Source organism: Shewanella sp. NFH-SH190041, from assembly GCF_024363255.1.
Classification (GTDB): Bacteria; Pseudomonadota; Gammaproteobacteria; order Enterobacterales; family Shewanellaceae; genus Shewanella.
In genome coordinates this window covers 2,516,783-2,535,224 of record NZ_AP026070.1, presented here as the reverse complement: position 1 = coordinate 2,535,224, position 18,442 = coordinate 2,516,783, and the positions used below count along the sequence as shown (strand labels likewise).

The following is an 18,442-nucleotide window of genomic DNA, read 5'->3' as shown; positions in this document are numbered from 1 at the left end:
CCGGCAGTGGCCGCCGGAATCGCCTGATTACTTGGTGATCAGTGCGATAGAATCTTCAGCAATTACCCACTCTTCGTTGGTTGGGATCACCATAGCAACTGGAGTGCCTTCTTTAGTGATCACACCGCCGTTACCGAAGCGGGCAGCTTTGTTGCGCTCTGCATCAACTTCAAACTTGAAGATTTCCAGCAGGTTCAGCACTTTTTCACGGATCAGCTCAGAGTTTTCACCGATACCACCGGTGAAGACAACAGCGTCCAGACGACCCAGAGATACAGTGTAAGAAGCAATGTACTTAGCCAGACGGTAGCAGAAGATTTCCAGTGCCAGAGTAGCACCTTTGTGACCGTCAGCGTAACCTTCTTCGATGCCGCGGCAATCGTTGGTCAGCTCAGAAATACCCAGCAGACCTGATTGCTTGTTCATCAGGTTATTCACTTCTTCAGCGGTGTAACCCAGCTGATGGATCAGGTGGTAAACGATGGAAGGATCCATATCACCACAACGGGTACCCATTACCAGACCTTCCAGTGGAGTCAGACCCATAGAAGTGTCAACACACTTACCGCCTTTAACTGCGGAAATAGAAGCACCGTTACCCAGGTGAGCGGTGATCACATTGGTGTCAGCCAGATCTTTGTTCAGTGCTTTTGCAGCTTCACGGCTTACAAACAGGTGGCTGGTGCCGTGGGCACCGTAGCGACGGATACCGTGCTCGCGATACAGTTTGTAAGGCAGTGCGTAGATGTACGCGTGCTCAGGCATAGTCTGATGGAAAGCAGTATCAAATACAGCAACCTGTGGCAGTTCTGGGAAAGAAGCCATAGCAGCACGGATACCGATCAGGTGAGCTGGGTTGTGCAGCGGAGCAAAGATGGCGCTGTCTTCGATGCCCTGCAGTACAGAGTCGTCGATGATAACAGATTGAGTGTATTTTTCGCCGCCGTGAACGATACGGTGACCGATAGCCTGCAGCTGGCTAGCCAGTTCAGGGTGAGCGGCCAGAATTTTTTCTACGATAAATTCTACAGCTTCGCGGTGTGCAGTGAAGGCGCCCAGAGCAGCTTCGTGCTTCTCACCGTTTACTTTCCACTTGATGCGAGAATCTTCTAGGCCGAAGCACTCAGCCAGACCAGAGATGTGGTCTTCGCCGGAGGCAGCATCAATGATTGCGAATTTCAGCGATGAACTACCGCAGTTAAGTACCAATACCAGTTTGTCGGACATGTTTAAACCTTTGCCATTGTGTGAGTGATATCACTCATTAAACTGTCTTCAGCGGTACGCTGAAGCGCCTAATTTGTCCCCAAGGGGACGGTGGATACTGTTGTTGCGCTTATAGCTCAGCTTGGGCGCGGGCGCTTGGCTGTGCTAAGGTATCAACAATATTCCAAATTTTTTCGGTGTCTTCTTTGAGCCTGCAAATATTAACTACCGTGCGTGATGGTCGTCGCTATATGCACACCTGGCCCATGGTCAGACAATTGGGGTTCCATTTTCCGGAATACCGCGTTATTCGCGCTACTCAATTGGCGGAGCGTGTTACCCCTGCGTTGGCCGTGATGGCCGCTGTTGGTCAGGTTTACCTTTACGGTTGGGCATTTTTGCCTCAGGCGCTGACCTTAGCGCTGTTTTTTCTCAGCTTGCCTTTTCAGGGGCTGATGTGGCTGGGATGGCGTGCCCGTCATCCCTTACCGTTATCTTTACTGGATTGGGGCAATCAACTGTCAGCTAAGTTGCTGTCTATGGGGGTTAATTGCCGCCAATTGGGTGCTAAGGCCTGTTATCAGGACATGGCCACCCTGCTTAAAACCGCATTTGAACGCTTAGATAAACATTACTGGGATACGGTTTAGCGTATTCTACTTTAGCGGGATTAATATATAGCATTAATCCCCATTTCTACAAAGACTGCTTTGATGGCGTCCATAGTTTCCCGGCTAGGGGGAGAGACTTGGTCTAGTTGATAAGTATCGCCTAGCGCTTCCCACTTGTGTTTGCCTAGCTCGTGGTAGGGGAGTAGCTCTACTTTTTCTACATTTTTCATTGGCTTGATAAATTCAGCCAAACGACGAGCAGAGTCAAGATCATCTGTATAACCACCGACAACCACATAACGGATCCAGGTTTTCTGGTTACGTTTTGCCAGGTACTCTGCAAATTGCAGTGTTCTGTGGTTACTGACTTTAGTCAGCAGAATATGCTTGTCATCATCGATTTGCTTAATGTCCAGCATCACCAGATCTGTGTTATCCAGCAGCTCGTCAATAACAGGGGTATATTTGCGCACCATGCCATTGGTGTCGAGGCAGGTGTGAATGCCTTCTGCTTTACAGGCTTTAAACCACTGGGCGACAAAATCCGCTTGCAGAATCGCTTCACCGCCGGATGCAGTAACACCACCGCCATTATCATAAAAAGAGCGGTACGACCGGATTTGTTTCATCAGATCTTCAACGGTCACTTCTTTACCATCGTGTAGATCCCAGGTGTCACGGTTATGACAATATAGACAGCGCATCAGGCAGCCCTGCATAAAGGCGATAAAGCGAATACCCGGACCATCAACGGTGCCGAATGATTCGATGGAATGGATACGACCTTTGATTGTCATAAGGACTCCTGCGATGAAACAACCAACAATTGTATTGCACACTTAATTAAAAATATTCAATACGATGATTGGTAAAGCAGGCTGTACCCGCAAAACGGATACAGCCTGAAAACTCACTAATTAGTCAGTAATTACAGAGACTTGGTGAAAGTACGAGTAATTACGTCACGCTGCTGTTCAGCAGTCAGAGAGTTAAAGCGAACTGCATAGCCAGACACACGGATGGTCAGCTGTGGGTACTTCTCTGGGTGCTCGATAGCATCTTCCAGAGTTTCGCGGTTCAGTACGTTAACGTTCAGGTGTTGACCACCTTCATGACCTTCTGCGTGGTGGAAGTAACCGTCCATCAGTGCAGCCAGGTTGGTGCGACGGGCAGCGTCTTCTTTACCTAGTGCGTTAGGCACGATAGAGAAGGTGTAAGAGATACCGTCCTGAGCGTGAGCAAATGGCAGTTTAGCCACAGAAGTCAGCGAGGCTACTGCACCATTTTCGTCACGGCCGTGCATTGGGTTAGCACCTGGTGCGAATGGCATACCAGCCTGACGACCGTCAGGAGTAGTACCAGTCTTCTTACCATAAACCACGTTAGAGGTGATGGTCAGGATAGACTGAGTTGGGATCGCATCACGGTAAGTCTTCATGTGACGGATCTTGTTCATGAAGGTTTCAACCAGCTGACAAGCGATATCGTCAACGCGAGCGTCGTTGTTACCGAACTTAGGATAGTCACCAGAGATTTCGAAATCTACAGCGATACCATTTTCGTCGCGAACTGGCTTAACAGTGCCGTACTTGATAGCAGACAGAGAGTCAGCAGCGATAGACAGACCAGCGATACCACAAGCCATGGTGCGCTTAACGTCACGGTCATGCAGTGCCATCAGTGCAGCTTCATAGCTGTACTTGTCATGCATGTAGTGGATAGCATTCAGAGCAGACACATACTGGGTAGCCAGCCAGTCCATCATGGTATCCATGCGAGCCATTACGTCGTCGTAGTTCAGTACTTCGTCAGCGATAGGGGCTGATTTAGGACCAACTTGTGCTTTAGACTTCTCGTCAACACCGCCGTTGATTGCATATAACATGGTCTTGGCCAAGTTAGCTCGGGCACCGAAGAACTGCATTTGCTTACCAACAACCATTGGGCTCACACAACATGCGATAGCATAGTCGTCAGAGTCCATGTCAGGACGCATCAGGTCATCGTTTTCGTACTGGATAGAGCTGGTATCGATAGATACTTTGGCACAGAACTCTTTAAAGGCCTGAGGCAGTTTTTCAGACCACAGAACAGTAATGTTTGGCTCTGGGCTTGGACCCATGGTGTACAGGGTGTGCAGGAAGCGGTAGCTGTTCTTGGTTACCAGAGTACGGCCGTCCAGACCCATACCGCCAACTGATTCAGTTGCCCAGATTGGGTCGCCAGAGAACAGTTCATCGTATTCTGGGGTACGCAGGAAGCGAACCATACGCAGCTTCATGACGAAGTGGTCAACCATTTCTTGAGCTTGTTGCTCGGTGATCACGCCGTTCTTCAGATCGCGTTCGATGAAGATATCCAGGAAGCTAGAGGTACGACCGATAGACATAGCCGCGCCGTTTTGGCTCTTAACTGCAGCCAGGTAGCCGAAGTAAGTCCACTGGATAGCTTCTTGAGCATTCTTAGCAGGAGCTGAGATATCGCAACCGTAAGAGGCGGCCATTTTCTTGATCTGACCCAGAGCACGGTGCTGTTCAGCGATTTCTTCGCGCAGCTGCATGGTTGCAGTCAGGTCTTCGCCTTTTTCAAAGCGCTCTTGCAAAGAAGTGAACTGAGCGTACTTATCCTTCATCAGGAAGTCGATACCGTACAGGGCGATACGACGGTAGTCACCGATGATACGGCCACGACCGTAAGCATCTGGCAGACCAGTCAGTACACCAGACTTACGACAAGCCAGGATTGATGGAGTGTAGATATCAAATACACCAGCGTTGTGAGTCTTACGCAGTTCAGAGTAGATGTACTTAACATCTTCATCCAGTACGCGGTCGTAGGCTTTACAAGAACCTTCGATCATACGGATACCGCCGTTAGGGATCAGCGCACGCTTCAAAGGAGCGTCAGTCTGCAGACCTACGATGGTTTCCAGTTCTTTTTCGATATAACCGGCTGGGTGTGAAGTAATGGTAGAAACTACTTTGGTGTCAAAATCAACAGGCGCGTGAGTGCTGTTTTCGATTTTGATGCCTTCCATGACTTTGTCCCACAGTTTAGTGGTGGCAGGAGTCACATCGGCCAAGAAAGCGTCGTCGCCTTCATAAGGAGTGTAGTTCTGTTGGATAAAGTCACGTACATTGACAGCAGATTTCCAATCACCTGGAACGAAACCTTCCCAAGCGCTTGCAAACAGATCAGTTGTATCAGTCATCGTACAAATACCTTCTTGTTAAGATAAAGGCCATAGATCTGCCGACACGGAGGTAACCCCCGCTAATCCGACAGACCAATATTAAAGTCCTGCACTACCAGCTCCCCTCGATGCGTCTTTACCCATGGGACGGGAACCAGTTTACGGAGCAAAACTTATTCCGTAGGAATTTTGTCTCTGACAGCCCACCATGATGACGAAGAGTTGGATTAGGCTGTCAGCAAATTGGTCAGACCAATTGTCCATAAGTATATTAGCACAGTCCTAGATAACCCGCACCCCAATACGGTTATTTAACCACCAAAAGATGTTGCATTTGCTACCGAGTTAGCAATTTTTAACCAACGGCTTGCGGGAAAATGTGATCAATATCCATTGGTGAAAATGTGGAGTGAGATTGTTGCATAGTTGGGTGCTAACTGGTGTTTACTTTGGTCAGATTTAATTAACGGTAAACAATTATATGCATCGGTAACGGTATTGCTAGTGTTTCTGTCTGCTGCGTGGCGGGTGGCTTACTAAGTTGTTGTATCACTTAGTTGAAACAGATGAATAAGCTTGTTGAGGCTCATACCGATATCGGTTCATTGTTCTGTGTGTTGGCGTTGGGTAGCTCAGATAGTCCATTTTTGCTACCTGCGTCATATTTTTACACTCATTGGTGCGGCGAACTTATCATTGGTATCTGCCATCTGTTTTTAGCGGGCATCTGGACTATGTCATATGGATACCATTATTACTGACACAGTCAGCATGATTGGCTCATGGCCGTTTCAGCTCGTAAGCCGCTGCGAGTCATTACCCTGGAAATAGCGTTTTTATCAGTGCGCTTATAGTGACAACTTTTATTGTGTTTATTTAGGAGAACAACCGTTACTAAGAATTTGAGCTGTAAGTAATATATTGATGAACTGCACAATATTAGGCTGGGGCGGATAAGGGAGTAAGATCCTAAATAAGTGATCCTAATTGTGCTCCACTTTCATGAGCCCATGCCCACCACCAGGAAATGGTGAGGCATGATCCATAAAATACTTAACCCGCTCTATCAGTTTCGAAATATTCCGGCATTGATGGTTCCGAGTGACCGTTTCGTGAAGTGCATGCCATAGCTTCTCTATCTTGTTAACCCAGGGGGAGTAAACTGGTTGAAACAGTAAAATGAACTTCGGGTTTTGCTTGAGCCATACCTGAATCTTTTTGCTCTTGTGAATGATGTAGTTATCAACAATGAGCGTAATTGTTTTGGCGCGTCTGTATTGTCTTTTCAGTAACTTCAACATCGAAATGAACAGCGTTGAATCTTTGCTGGCACTGGCGACATAGCTTACTTTCCCGGTTCCTGAGTGAAGCGCACCTGCAAGGTATCGCTTGGCATTTTGGCCTGGTGTAGGCACGCGTTTTTGGTGACCTTTATCCATCCAATCTGCACCGATTTTCGGATTAAGATGGATATCAACTTCATCTTCATAAAACACTGGATGGTCGATATCGCAGTGCTGTAGGGCATCCCTAATTGCTTTAAGTTTGTCGTCTCTGAGGGGATCTCTAATATGCAATGTCGGAGCCGCCCGACGCCAAACAATACCGAGTTTTGGCAACCATCGCCGAATCGTTGAAGAGTGAACCTGCAATGAAAACATGCGGTTAATTTCAATCGCCATCAGTTCTGTTCTCCAACGGGAGCGCTGATACCCCAGTGCTTGCGGTGGCAATTGAAGCATGAGTTTGAGCATGCGGCCTATTTGGTAGAAAGGCAGTACCCGGGAACAGCCCCGGGTTGATGACTCTAAACCTTCAATACCACATTCAGTGTACCAACCTACCCATTGGTTAATTGAAGAACGAGCCGCTACAATCAAACCGGATACCTCTGTCACAGAGCGCCCAGATGACAGCAAGAGAATAGCATTCAAAGGGCGATACTCATCTTTGTCTCTGGTTTTATGCATCTTTTTTTGGATTCGACGTCTCTCAGAACGGTTTGGTAATGTTAGAATCATGGTCTCGGCTCGGCTTGTGTGAGTTGGTTGGTTTGGCGATTGATCAGATCGCTCAAATTGAGCCGAGTTCCCTTCTATTTTCGAAACTCAGTGATCTACATTTAGGAACAGCTATTTAGCAAACGGTAGGTTAAAGACGACTAAGCGTACTGTTACTGGGGTATTTATTTTTCTTGATTGAGCCTAGATAGCGGAAGGGCTTAGATATCAGGCTACCATGGCTCCTAAATATGGGTCATGGGCCATATTTTGGGCTGACACTAAATGATACAAATAGCAATAATAGTGGAACTTATGTCGTTAGTTTTGGTCTTACCAATTAACTCCGCATTTTGTGTTTAATTTATTGACGTTTCGGTGACTACTCACCCAAGAGTCGGCCGATTTACGCTGATGGTTAATGTATTTACCATCAGTTTTGTTGATAATGGTGCTGATATAATGCGCTGTAGGACTAATTTACGGTTACTGTTGCGTTATTTATCTACATCTCCCATGAGCGTCGCACCTTTGTAGAATTTAAACTGCTTGGCGTTTTGTCCCTGTTTGCCAATAAGTTTGGTGTTCTTTGGGGCGTTTAGCTGTGGTATGGCTAAGCTTAAATGTCCCTTTTGCATATGTATCATATTGTATTTTAAAGTTTTATGTCGCTGTATAGCCCTGTGCGAAAGGGTATATTCAATCCTGCTGATACTTAGGATCAGATTTATCCATTATTCCTATTACGCTAATTTAGTTAAGCTTGCGTTGAAAATAGACCCGATTAAAGGATACGCTTTGCCCATTGTGTGCATTAGCCATCCTTATTTGTTTGTCCGGAGTGTTGTTAGATGACTACAAAAACAGAATCCAACCCGTTTGCATCAGCATTGAGTATGAGCAAACAAGCCGAACAATACGGCTATGCCAAGGTACAGAAAACCCCGGCACAGTCTTTTGGCTTAGCCATGTTTGCCGGTGCATTTATTGCCTTGGCATTCGTGTTTTATATTACGGTGACAACCGGTAGTAGTGCATCATGGGGCACTACTCGACTTATCGGTGGTCTGGCATTCAGTTTAGGATTAATGCTGGTTGTGATCTGTGGTGCTGAACTATTCACTAGTACGGTATTAACCACACTGGCTTGGGCGCAGGGGCGAGTGCGTTTAGGTGCAATGTTAGCCTGTTGGGGCCGTGTCTATCTGGGTAACTTGATTGGGTCCTTGGTGATGCTGGCGCTGATTATGGTTGCCGGCATGTATCTGCTCGATGGTGGTCATTGGGGGCTGAATGCCTTGAAAATTGCCCAGCATAAAATTCACCATAATTGGGCGCAGGCATTTGTATTGGGCATCTTGTGTAACATGCTGGTTTGTTTAGGTGTATGGATGACATTTGCCAGCAAAGAAGCTATGGCTCGCACAATTATGCTAATTTTGCCGGTTGCCATGTTTGTGTCCAGTGGCTTTGAGCACTGTATTGCCAATATGTTTATGGTGCCACTGGGTATTGCCATTGCCCATTTTGCTAGTCCTGAGTTTTTTACCGCACTGGGTGTATCTCAAGCGCAGTTTGCTGATTTGACTGTGAGTAATTTTATTACTGCCAATCTGATCCCTGTCACTTTAGGTAATATTGTTGGTGGTGGTGTGATTGTTGGGCTGGGTAACTGGTTTATTGAAAGTAAAGCAATGCATGATGATGAAGCGGCTTAATTAGCTGTAGTCGAAACTCATGGCTAACGCCACGCACTAAAAGAGATAGCGAAGGCTATCTCTTTTAGTGTTTGTTGTTTGTTTTTCTGTATAAATAAAAATTTTGGCTTTAAGGCATGGGGTGATCCCGCACCTGTTTTTTCCCCTGGCTAATAATACAATTGCGTAATGGGTTTTCTCCTGCATCTTGACGCCAAATAAACGCCAATTGTCGATGCATATCTAACTCCGGAGTAGGTAACACTGCCAAACTGCCAGCACTGACATCTTGCACAACATCAAGCCAAGGCAGGGCTGATAAATAAACCCCGTGTTTGACTAAAGATTTTAATACGCTAATTTGGCTGTATTCTTTCCAAACATTGACTCTATCAATCACGCCATGAATTGCAGCATCAAAAATGCAGCGGGTACCAGCCCCTTGTTCTCTTAGTACCCACCGGGCTTGTTGTAGCTGCATCGCACTGACTTTATTTAGATGAGCAAAAGGATGTTCTGGTGCGGCAATCACAACTAGATGATCATCCAGCCAAGGCATATATTGAATACGGCTATCATCGCAGCGCCCTTCAATGATACCTATATCATATTCATAACTTAATACTCCCTGGATCACTTGATCGCTGTTTTCTACTGATAGCCCAATGCGTAATTCAGGAAAATCATGATCTAAACTGCTAATCAGGGTAGGTAGCAAATGCTCCGCCGCTGTTTGGCTAGCGCCCAGGTTTAACAGGCCACTGAGTAGATGCTGATCATGTAATCCAAGTTCGATTTGTTCTGCATCTTGCAATAGCCGCCTGGCTTTAGGTCTGAGCCAGTGACCCCAGTGAGACAGTACTAGCCGGTTTCCCTGGCGGATAAACAGGGGTCTTTCCAGTAAATTTTCCAATTGTGAAAGTGACATGCTCACGGCTGACTGGGTCATGGCTAATTTTCTTGCAGCAGCACTGACACTTTCTTCACTGGCGATGGCATCAAATACAGCAATTTGTTTAAGAGAATATTTCATTCTGATGGAATGGCTATGCATGTAGCCTGAAAGTGGTTGCATGCTCATGCGCGGATACATGACGAGATCATAGTGTGTTGCGATCTATTTCACAAAATAGAACGGCATAAATTAGATCTTTGTCATATTGCGGTGCTGATAATTGGGAATAGCGCCCCAGCGACAGTTATTGCTGTGGCGCTATGTTAGGTGGGTTTATTTTTCGGTAGCGGCTTGTTTGGCTTGTTGTAATTTATGATAAGCGGCTAACAGTTTTTGGTGTTTAGTGAAGCTGAGTAAATCATCGCTAAGCTTTAAATCATACCCTTGCTGACGATTTTCAATATGTGCCAATGCCTGTTCATAATCTTCGGGAGTAAACATACGTTTGAATTGTGTTTCGTACTCGTTTAACTCTCGTTCTTCAAGTAATACAGTTAAAATAGCCGTCACAGCATGATAAAAACGTAATCGTTGTTGTTGCGCAGGATTGATGCCGCCAGCATTGAACCCTGTGGTCCACTGTGCCCATTCCAAAGCATCCTCTAATTCGCCACAATTGAGCGACAATAAACAGCGTAATTCCCCAGTTCGCAGAGTCGACCATGGAGAGTTATCATCTACGGCTAAGCCCAGAAGTTGATCTAGTGGTTGAAATTCATCTAAATCCAAACTGTCCATCATATCGAGCAGGGTCTGTGCCAACTCTAATTGATTCGGAGTGTGTAACCATTGCTGTAGCAGGTTTCTGAATGACATTGCCCGGTTATTATTGACCCAAGTTAATTCATAAACCGGATAGATCTCAGAAAATCCAGGCACCAAAATTCGGCAGGCATAAGTGCCTAAATGGTGATAATCCGCAATATACACATCTGCACCTAATTGGTGGAATTTATCCAGCAAATATTGGCATTCAGCTTCGGTGCTGCCATTAAAGTTCCAATCAACAAATTCATAATCTGGGGTCTGACAGAATAGATCCCATGAAATTAATCCTGATGAATCAATAAAATGCGTTTCAAGATTTGTATGTTCTGCAACTTCTTCATTATCAAAAGACGGCTGGGGGAAAATATCCAGATCTTTTAGACTACGGCCTTGCAGTAGCTCTGTGACTGTTCGCTCCAGTGCGACTTCAAATCGTGGGTGGGCACCGAAAGAGGCAAAACATCCCCCATTAGCTGGATTAAACAGTGTGACACAGATAACGGGATATTCACCTCCTAAGGATGCGTCAAAACAGGTGATTGGAAATCCTTGTTTTTCCAATTCAGTAATTGCTGCAACCACATCAGGAAAACGCGCAATCACATCTTGTCGGATTTCTGGCAAACTGATGCTTTCAGCGATAATACGGTTTTTAATATAACGCTCAAAACATTCACTTAATGATTGGGTGCGTGCCTCGGTCGCTGTATTACCGGCAGCCATGCCATTACTGACATATAAGTTACCAATAAGATTGACTGGAATATAAGTGGTTTGTTGATCCCGTTGACGAACAAAAGGCAGTGCACAAACACCCCGCTCAGGGTTGCCAGATTGCAGATCCACTAAATCTGATAGTGTTACTTCTTGGTCAGGATCATAGTGTTGCCATAATTCTGGATTCATTAATTCATCTGGACGAGAGTTTTCTGAAATCGGAAACCACTTTTCATTGGGATAGTGGACAAACTCACTGTTAGCAATTTGCTTTCCAAGATAGAAATCAGCAAAAAAATAGTTACATGCTAAGCGCTCAAAAAATTCACCCAGCGCACTGGCTAGCGCGGCTTCTCGACTAGCGCCTTTACCATTAGTAAAACAAGCTGGACAGTTTTTATCCCGGATATGGACTGACCAGACATGGGGCACTGGGTTTAACCATGAGGCTTCTTCAATATCAAAACCAAACTTGGTTAGGCGTTGCTGCATGGTGGCGATAGACACTTCTAAGGCTTCGTCTTTACCCGGAATATACGTATGGTTCATAGCATCCTCAATGGTGCGTAACAGTATAAAGGTGCATATTGTATGTGAGAGAAATGCACAACACCAATATTTAGGAAATATTCTTGCTTGATATGAAAATACTCCGATATGCAGCGGTCAATATATCGAAATTATTAAGTGTAATAGCGTAATAGTATAGTAATGCCAAGAATTGATTTTTTAAATTAAAGAAAGCTAAAATATTATGCTATATCGATTTAGAATAAATCATATTGATGATTAAAGGTTCATATAAGTCAGGAAATAAAACCCGATTAAATTATTGTTGGTTTTTGCAGCTGTTAAGTATAAATAATAAGCAAATAATACCTATAAGGTAATATAGATTTGATTTTTTCTGGACAAGAAATAAGAACTGTAGGATTCTAATAAAGAGTTTAATTATTTTATGTTATATTATTCAGAATGTTTTGGTTACGGTGTTTTTAAAATGACTAAGATGCAATTGTAGAGAGTGCAGGAATGTTATCATTAGATGATGGTGGTGTTTAAAAACCAAACATCTTATGTTGATAAAATAGTTTGTCATATGGCTTTCCCATGACAAAGGAAGAAAAATATCTTCTATTATCGTAGCATGATTGTGTGTCATTGAAGTTACAACGAGAAAACAAAAATAGTTAGAAGGTAAAATGTTAGCTTTTATTAGAAATCTATCAATTAGCAAAAAAATTACAATTGCACTTTTTTTTGTTATTGCGTTGCTTTTAGCCTTAAGTCTTTATATCTATCTTAACTCTGATAATATGAATAATAAGATGGATAGTTTAACAGGGAAAGCGATACCTGCGTTGAGAACTGTCGATAGTATCTACGAGAGAATTGCTGATTCTCGTCGTTTTCAGCTCTACATTTTTTCGCAGACAGAGAAAAGGAATCAATTCTCATCAGAAATTAATTTGATTACTGAGAAATATAGTGCTGCAGATGAATTTGTCAATAAGTATCTTAATTATGTCGATAATGATAAAGAGATGGAGTATTACCAAGGTTTGAAACAAGCTTGGGAAAACTATAAGCAAATTGGTCTTAATATTAATGAATTGATTGAGCAGCATCAATTTTCGGCTGCTGGGAAAAAATTTGAAGAGAGTTATAGTCTTTTTAAACCTATCGATGATTATACAACTCTGCTTTATCAAGATAATTTAGAACAAGTTCATCAAGAAACAAGAAGCGTCCGTGAGGCGATGGAACATAGTTTATATGGTACATTTGTCTGTATTTTTGTCTTAATTATGTTATTGATGGTAATTAAGTTTGGGTTAGGCCGAGAAATAGGTTTACCGCTAAAATTAATTACAGATTTTATTGATGCAATCGCAAAAGGACGCCTAGATTATAAAATTAATCGTAAAGTTATTGCGGAAAATGAATTTGGCTATTTAGCTGATTCAGGCATTGAAATGCAACGTAACCTTGCTAGTTTAGTAGAGAATATTGCGAATGCTGTAGCTCGTTTGCAATCAGCAATTGAAGAGGTTAGTGCTGTAGCGGAACAATCTTCAAATGGTATGCAGTCGCAGCAGAGTCAGGTAACGTTAGTTGCATCAGCTATTGAACAAATGCGTGCTGCAGTTGCAGATGTCGCAAGTAATACTGAAGAGTCGAGTACGCTTGCCCATCATGCAAATCAGACTTCTCAAGATGGTGCAAAAGATATCAGTTTTACCCTAAATCAGATTGAATTAGCGTCAGCTAAAATTGATGAAGCAGGCATGTTAGTTAACCAATTACAGCAAGAAACTGCAGATATTAATATTGTGGTTGACGTGATTAGGGGGATCGCTGAACAAACTAATTTATTAGCTTTGAATGCTGCGATTGAAGCTGCTCGTGCCGGTGAACGGGGGCGAGGTTTTGCGGTTGTTGCTGATGAAGTTAGAACGTTAGCGGGAAGAACCCAGAATTCTACTGGTGAAATTATAGAGATAATTAAGAAATTACAGCAAAGTTCATTTTCTGTTCTTAATATCACCAATGAAAGTTGTGAGCTGATTAAATCATGTGTTCAACAAAGCCAGCAAAGTGGCGAGAGAATGACTGACATTGAAACTCAAGTATCACAAATCTACCGCATGAGTGAGCAAATTGCCAGTGCTTGTAGTGAGCAAGATGTTGTAACAAAAGAGTTAGGGAAAAATGTGGAACGTATTAATGATTCTTCTTTTGAAGTGACGGAAGGGGCAGCGCACACAGCTAAATCTTGCCATGAACTGGCAGAGCTAGCTGCAATGTTGCAGAGTGAGGTAAACAAGTTTAAGCTAGTATAGTCAGCTGAAATTTGTCTTCTGTAGTAAGTATATTTAATAGCATAAGCTTAATCTATCTGATTTAGTTTATGCTGTTAATACTTAAATACTATTATATCTTACGGGGAGCTCTTATGAGTAACGATCCTTTGCAAGGATATAATATCATATATTATTTTGATTAATATTTAAAAGTAAATGTGGGTTGAAGTTGAACTTTTTAAAAAATCTTTCTATCAGTAAAAAAATCACACTATCATTTTTGTTAGTCATTTCATTATTAATATTGTTAAGTGCATATACTTATAATAACTCAATCGATATTAATATAAAACTTGATAGTTTGACGGAACAGGCGGTTCCTAGTTTAAGTGCGATTGATTCAATCTATGAACGGTTATCTGATTCAAGACGAACTCAGCTGTATATTATATCTCGAAAAGATAAGATGAGCGATTTTTCTAAAAACTTAGAAAAGATAGCCGGTTATTATTCTGCGATAGATAACTTTGTTTTTAAATATGCTGATTATGTTGATGGTGAAAAAGAATTGGCATTATATGAACAGTTTAAAGAGAAATGGGAGATTTATAAGCATGAAGGTGCTTATTTTACGACCTTAATTAATCAGAAAAAATATGACGAAGCAAGTAAGGCGTTTGATGACAGTTATGATAAATATAAACCATTAGATGACTTAACTACTGAGTTATATGAAGTAAATCTGGAGTATGTTCACAGTGAAAGTGATGCGGTACGGCAAGCAATGGCAAATAATTTGAATGGTACCATCTTTTGTATTGTGTTGTTATCTGTTTTGTTAATGATTATCAATACCATTTTAAGTCGTCAAATTACTCGGCCTTTGTCTCAAATTCTTGCCTTTATTGGAGCCATTGCTAAGGGAGATCTCGGTTATCAGATTAATCGTGATGCCATTGCGGATGATGAATTTGGTCAGTTAGCAGATTCCAGTATGGTGATGCAACAGCAATTATCTACTTTAATCACTAATATTAGCTCTGCAGTGTCTCGGTTGCAGTCTTCTATCGAAGAAGTTAGCGCTGTAGCCGAGCAATCTGCTAGTGGTATGCAGAAGCAACAAAACGAAGTTATCTTGGTTGCTTCTGCGATTGAGCAAATGCGTAGTGCTGTAGCGGAAGTAGCCTGTAATACTGAAGAATCGTCTGTTGTTGCTAAACATGCAAATCAAGCTTCCCGAGAAGGGGCATTAGATATCGAACATACCTTGGATGAAATTGAGCAAGCCTCAGCCAAAATTGATGATGCTGGTATATTGGTTAATCAACTACAGCAGGAGACAACTAATATTAATGTGGTTGTTGATGTCATCCGAGGGATAGCAGAGCAAACCAATTTGCTGGCTTTAAATGCGGCTATTGAGGCTGCTCGAGCTGGCGAACAAGGGCGTGGTTTTGCTGTTGTTGCTGATGAAGTCCGAACTCTTGCTGGGAGAACTCAAGATTCAACCGGCGAAATTGTTGAGATTATCAAACGATTACAGGAAAGCGTTCATTCGGTCTTGATGGCGACAGATGAAAGTTGCCAAATGATAAAATCTTGTGTTTCACAAAGTGAGTCATTCCGTCAAAAAATGCAAACGATTGAGTCTAGAGTTAATAATATTTCTCAAATGAGCGCTCAAATAGCAACGGCCTGTAGTGAACAAGATGTAGTGACTCAAGAATTAGGTAAAAATATTGAAATTATCAATAACTCTTCATTTGAAGTTGCCCAGGGGGCTGGACATACAGCTAACTCTTGTCAGGAATTAGCGGAATTAGCTTCTTTACTGCAAAACCAAGTTGATCAATTTAAATTAGCCAGCGTAAATTAAGTTACTGTGTCGGCTAGTTGAGTATTAATTGTATTAGTTCCGACTATATCTGACACTGCTTCTTGAAAAGTAGGGAGTTACCCGTTTTGATAAAGGTGCTGAATCTTTGTTCAAAACCAAAGGTAACTCTCTATGCTGAGAGTGTTCAAATTTCTGTGTCACCCTCACTCACAGATCGATGTAGGCTTCGAGTCTGCCCTCAAAATGGATTGATAACTGAGACAGCGTCAAATTCCAATTTTGTATCGGGTGTGACCATCGCGCTTGAGCCTTCAATATCCCGGCGTAGAGCAGTTTGAGCAAACTGTTCTCGTTGGCAAAACCACCCTTGGTTTTTGTCAGTTTACGGAACTGACGATGTACGGCCTCAACAACATTGGTGGTATAGATGGCCTTACGCACGTAGTCCGGGTACTTAAAATAAGTCGATAACAGTGTCCACTTGTTACGCCAGGACTTAATCACCATAGGGTATTTATCGCCCCATTTAGCTTCCAGTTCATCCAGCGCCATTTCGGCGGCATTCAGCGTGGCAGCCTTGTAGACACACTTCAAGTCCGCCATAAACGCCTTTTGATTCTTGGACGCCACGTACTTCAGTGAATTGCGGATTTGATGAATAATACAGGACTGCACTTCCGTATGTGGATAAAGGGTTTCAATGGCCTCTGGAAAGCCTTTAAGCCGGTAGTCCTCCCTTTTTTAACCGCTGTTAAAAGTAGAGGTTAAGCAGTCATCAGAGGTGGCCTGCATACAAAATCATTGATATTCAGCTTAAATCAAACACAATTCGCTGCAATACATGTCACAAACTGGTTGAATTATTGCTCCAGGGTGCGATGTCATTTAAAATTCCGCTCCTTTGCATTAATCTGCGCTGATTATCGATTGGCGCAATCCGGAACCATGGGGATCGCATGCCCAAGTTGTCCAAAATTACCTTGCTGTTAACCCTGGGCTATTTTCTGCTCTGGGTCGCCGGCCCTTTGTGTATTGACCCCCGTCTAATGTGGTTGGGGATGCCATTGTGGTTTTGGCTCTCCATTATTGCCGCACCTGCATGTTTGGTGCTGGCGCTGTGTTTGCTGCGAATGAAAAACGTCTTATGAGTACTTTGCTTCCCATTATTGCTTATCTGTTACTGAGCTTGCTGATCAGCCGCTATCTGGGACGGCGTTTTAGTGACGGGCTGCATGAGGATAAAGCTAAACGCTTTTTTATCGGTGGCCGTTTCCTTAACGGCCCGCTACTGGCATTGACCTTGGTAGCAACTTATACCAGTGCTAGCTCATTTATTGGTGGCCCTGGTGCTGCTTATCATATTGGTCTGGGATGGGTTTGGTTAGCCTTGATCCAGGTGCCGGTCGCCATGCTGACTTTGGGGGTATTAGGCCCTAAGTTTTTGTCACTGAAAACCCAACATGCCACCTTGATTGAGTGGTTAGATCAGCGCTTTGGGCACCCTTGGCTTAGCCGCTTGGCTGTGCTGTCACTGATTTTAGGCTTTGTTGCCATGATCACCGTGCAGTTTATCGGTGGCGCGCGCTTATTTGCGGGTGTCAGCGGAATAAATTACGAAATTGGTTTAGCCATTTTTGTGCTGACTGTATTGGCCTATACCCTGACCGGGGGCTTTCGGGCGGTGACGACCACAGATGCCGTACAAGGCGTGGTTATGCTGCTTGGGGTGTTAATGTTGCTGTTTGCTATTCTGGCGCGGCCTGACTTTAGTGCTAAATTGGGGCAGTTAGCCAGTCACAAACCTGCACTGTTTACACCTATGGGTGATGGGCAGTTGCTGGGATGGCCTATGATGCTGTCTTTTTGGGTGCTTATCTGTTTTGGTACCATGGGGCTGCCTCACACGGTTGTACGGTTGCTCGCAGTAAAAGACAGTCAGGCGCTTCGGCGAGGCATGCTGTGGGGGACGTTGATCAGTGCGTTAATGACACTTATTCCTCATTTATGTGGTTTCTTCGGTCGGGCGTTATATCCTGATCTCACTGTTCCCGACAAAATTATGCCCACGCTTATCGGCGGGTTATTTTCGCCTTGGGTTGCAGGTATTTTTCTGGCGGCACCGATTGCGGCGGTCATGTCATCCGTGGATTCTATGTTGCTGCAATCTGCTGTGACCTTTATCCGTGATGCTTGGGTGCGGGAGCGTAACCGCCAGGGTAAAAAAGAGGTCGCTGCGACAGTACAGTTGGCGTTGACCAGAGTGGCGATGGTGGTGATAAGTGCCTTAGCTGCTTGGTGGGCAATGTCGCCGCCGAAAATGATTGTCTGGCTCAACTTAGCTGCATTCGGCGCATTGCAGGCCGTATTTCTCTGGCCTGTCATTGCGGGGCTGTTTATGCCAAAAATCAGTGGTAATGCCGCTTTTGCGGCGATGCTCACCGGATTGATCAGTTATTTATTATTATTGAATGCCGGAACCTTGCCGTGGCGAGTCCATCCTATTGTGCCCTCATTGCTGCTGTCGATTTTGGCGATGCTGCTATGTCGAACTTTAGCGCGTTATCGACATAAATGATGTAGTTATGCCAGTTTTGTGACTGAGTATGCGTATGGTTTCAATTTCTTACAGCTTTTGGGCTGTAAGCTATGCATAA

At 43.8% G+C, this 18,442-nt stretch carries 12 protein-coding genes and 1 pseudogene; 6 read left to right on the top strand and 7 right to left on the bottom strand.

Annotated features, from left to right (window positions below):
• Positions 1 to 27: 27 nt before the first annotated feature.
• The gene (ackA, locus tag NFHSH190041_RS11270; protein ID WP_261921939.1) at positions 28 to 1,227 is read right to left on the bottom strand and encodes an acetate kinase; all 1,200 of its coding nucleotides are present in this window, start codon (positions 1,225 to 1,227) and stop codon (positions 28 to 30) included.
• A 185-nt stretch (positions 1,228 to 1,412) separates the two neighbouring features.
• Here ackA and yfbV point away from each other — a divergent pair, with 185 nt between their 5' ends.
• Positions 1,413 to 1,856 carry a terminus macrodomain insulation protein YfbV gene (gene yfbV, locus NFHSH190041_RS11265; protein ID WP_261921938.1) on the top strand — a complete coding sequence of 148 codons (444 nt, stop codon included), beginning with the start codon at positions 1,413 to 1,415 and terminating at the stop codon, positions 1,854 to 1,856.
• 20 nt (positions 1,857 to 1,876) lie between these two features.
• Here yfbV and pflA read toward each other — a convergent pair whose 3' ends face one another.
• The 3 genes from pflA to NFHSH190041_RS11250 all read right to left on the bottom strand — a co-directional run bounded on the left by pflA (position 1,877) and on the right by NFHSH190041_RS11250 (position 7,031).
• Positions 1,877 to 2,614, bottom strand: coding sequence for a pyruvate formate lyase 1-activating protein (gene pflA / locus NFHSH190041_RS11260; RefSeq protein WP_261921937.1), 738 nt, complete (start codon positions 2,612 to 2,614; stop codon positions 1,877 to 1,879).
• 131 nt (positions 2,615 to 2,745) lie between these two features.
• On the bottom strand, positions 2,746 to 5,028 hold the full coding sequence (gene pflB, locus NFHSH190041_RS11255; protein WP_261921936.1) for a formate C-acetyltransferase: 2,283 nt from the start codon (positions 5,026 to 5,028) through the stop codon (positions 2,746 to 2,748).
• Positions 5,029 to 5,993: 965 nt separating this feature from the next.
• Positions 5,994 to 7,031 (bottom strand): IS630 family transposase, encoded by a 1,038-nt coding sequence (locus NFHSH190041_RS11250; RefSeq protein ID WP_261921935.1) that lies wholly within the window; start codon positions 7,029 to 7,031, stop codon positions 5,994 to 5,996.
• Between the two features lie 830 nt (positions 7,032 to 7,861).
• Here NFHSH190041_RS11250 and focA point away from each other — a divergent pair.
• Positions 7,862 to 8,728 (top strand): formate transporter FocA, encoded by an 867-nt coding sequence (gene focA, locus NFHSH190041_RS11245; protein WP_261921934.1) that lies wholly within the window; start codon positions 7,862 to 7,864, stop codon positions 8,726 to 8,728.
• 109 nt (positions 8,729 to 8,837) lie between these two features.
• Here focA and NFHSH190041_RS11240 read toward each other — a convergent pair whose 3' ends face one another.
• Together NFHSH190041_RS11240 and ycaO are read right to left on the bottom strand one after the other, a co-directional pair.
• Complete coding sequence (locus NFHSH190041_RS11240) at positions 8,838 to 9,740, bottom strand: LysR substrate-binding domain-containing protein (protein ID WP_261925101.1); 903 nt, start codon at positions 9,738 to 9,740, stop codon at positions 8,838 to 8,840.
• A gap of 195 nt (positions 9,741 to 9,935) precedes the next feature.
• Positions 9,936 to 11,696 (bottom strand): 30S ribosomal protein S12 methylthiotransferase accessory factor YcaO, encoded by a 1,761-nt coding sequence (gene ycaO / locus NFHSH190041_RS11235; protein ID WP_261921933.1) that lies wholly within the window; start codon positions 11,694 to 11,696, stop codon positions 9,936 to 9,938.
• A 653-nt stretch (positions 11,697 to 12,349) separates the two neighbouring features.
• On the opposite strand from ycaO, the gene NFHSH190041_RS11230 reads away from it, so the two are divergent.
• On the top strand, positions 12,350 to 13,990 hold the full coding sequence (locus tag NFHSH190041_RS11230) for a methyl-accepting chemotaxis protein (RefSeq protein ID WP_261921932.1): 1,641 nt from the start codon (positions 12,350 to 12,352) through the stop codon (positions 13,988 to 13,990).
• A 190-nt stretch (positions 13,991 to 14,180) separates the two neighbouring features.
• Positions 14,181 to 15,827, top strand: coding sequence for a methyl-accepting chemotaxis protein (locus NFHSH190041_RS11225; RefSeq protein ID WP_261921931.1), 1,647 nt, complete (start codon positions 14,181 to 14,183; stop codon positions 15,825 to 15,827).
• 168 nt (positions 15,828 to 15,995) lie between these two features.
• Here NFHSH190041_RS11225 and NFHSH190041_RS11220 read toward each other — a convergent pair.
• A pseudogene (locus NFHSH190041_RS11220) lies at positions 15,996 to 16,511 on the bottom strand (transposase); the annotation flags it as partial.
• A 233-nt stretch (positions 16,512 to 16,744) separates the two neighbouring features.
• Between NFHSH190041_RS11220 and NFHSH190041_RS11215 the strand changes: the two are divergent.
• Together NFHSH190041_RS11215 and panF are read left to right on the top strand one after the other, a co-directional pair.
• Positions 16,745 to 16,936: a hypothetical protein gene (locus NFHSH190041_RS11215; RefSeq protein ID WP_261921930.1), complete on the top strand. Its 192-nt coding sequence runs from the start codon at positions 16,745 to 16,747 to the stop codon at positions 16,934 to 16,936.
• Positions 16,933 to 18,363: a sodium/pantothenate symporter gene (gene panF / locus NFHSH190041_RS11210; protein WP_261921929.1), complete on the top strand. Its 1,431-nt coding sequence runs from the start codon at positions 16,933 to 16,935 to the stop codon at positions 18,361 to 18,363. Before NFHSH190041_RS11215 ends, panF begins: the two co-directional genes overlap by 4 nt.
• Positions 18,364 to 18,442 lie beyond the last annotated feature (79 nt).

Coding starts and splice junctions, on each gene's coding strand:
- ackA (WP_261921939.1), bottom strand. CDS start 1,227: ATGTCCGACAAACTGGTATTGGTACTTAACTGCGGTAGTTCATCGCTG.
- pflA (WP_261921937.1), bottom strand. CDS start 2,614: ATGACAATCAAAGGTCGTATCCATTCCATCGAATCATTCGGCACCGTT.
- pflB (WP_261921936.1), bottom strand. CDS start 5,028: ATGACTGATACAACTGATCTGTTTGCAAGCGCTTGGGAAGGTTTCGTT.
- NFHSH190041_RS11250 (WP_261921935.1), bottom strand. CDS start 7,031: ATGATTCTAACATTACCAAACCGTTCTGAGAGACGTCGAATCCAAAAA.
- focA (WP_261921934.1), top strand. CDS start 7,862: ATGACTACAAAAACAGAATCCAACCCGTTTGCATCAGCATTGAGTATG.
- NFHSH190041_RS11240 (WP_261925101.1), bottom strand. CDS start 9,740: ATGAAATATTCTCTTAAACAAATTGCTGTATTTGATGCCATCGCCAGT.
- ycaO (WP_261921933.1), bottom strand. CDS start 11,696: ATGAACCATACGTATATTCCGGGTAAAGACGAAGCCTTAGAAGTGTCT.
- NFHSH190041_RS11230 (WP_261921932.1), top strand. CDS start 12,350: ATGTTAGCTTTTATTAGAAATCTATCAATTAGCAAAAAAATTACAATT.
- NFHSH190041_RS11215 (WP_261921930.1), top strand. CDS start 16,745: ATGCCCAAGTTGTCCAAAATTACCTTGCTGTTAACCCTGGGCTATTTT.
- panF (WP_261921929.1), top strand. CDS start 16,933: ATGAGTACTTTGCTTCCCATTATTGCTTATCTGTTACTGAGCTTGCTG.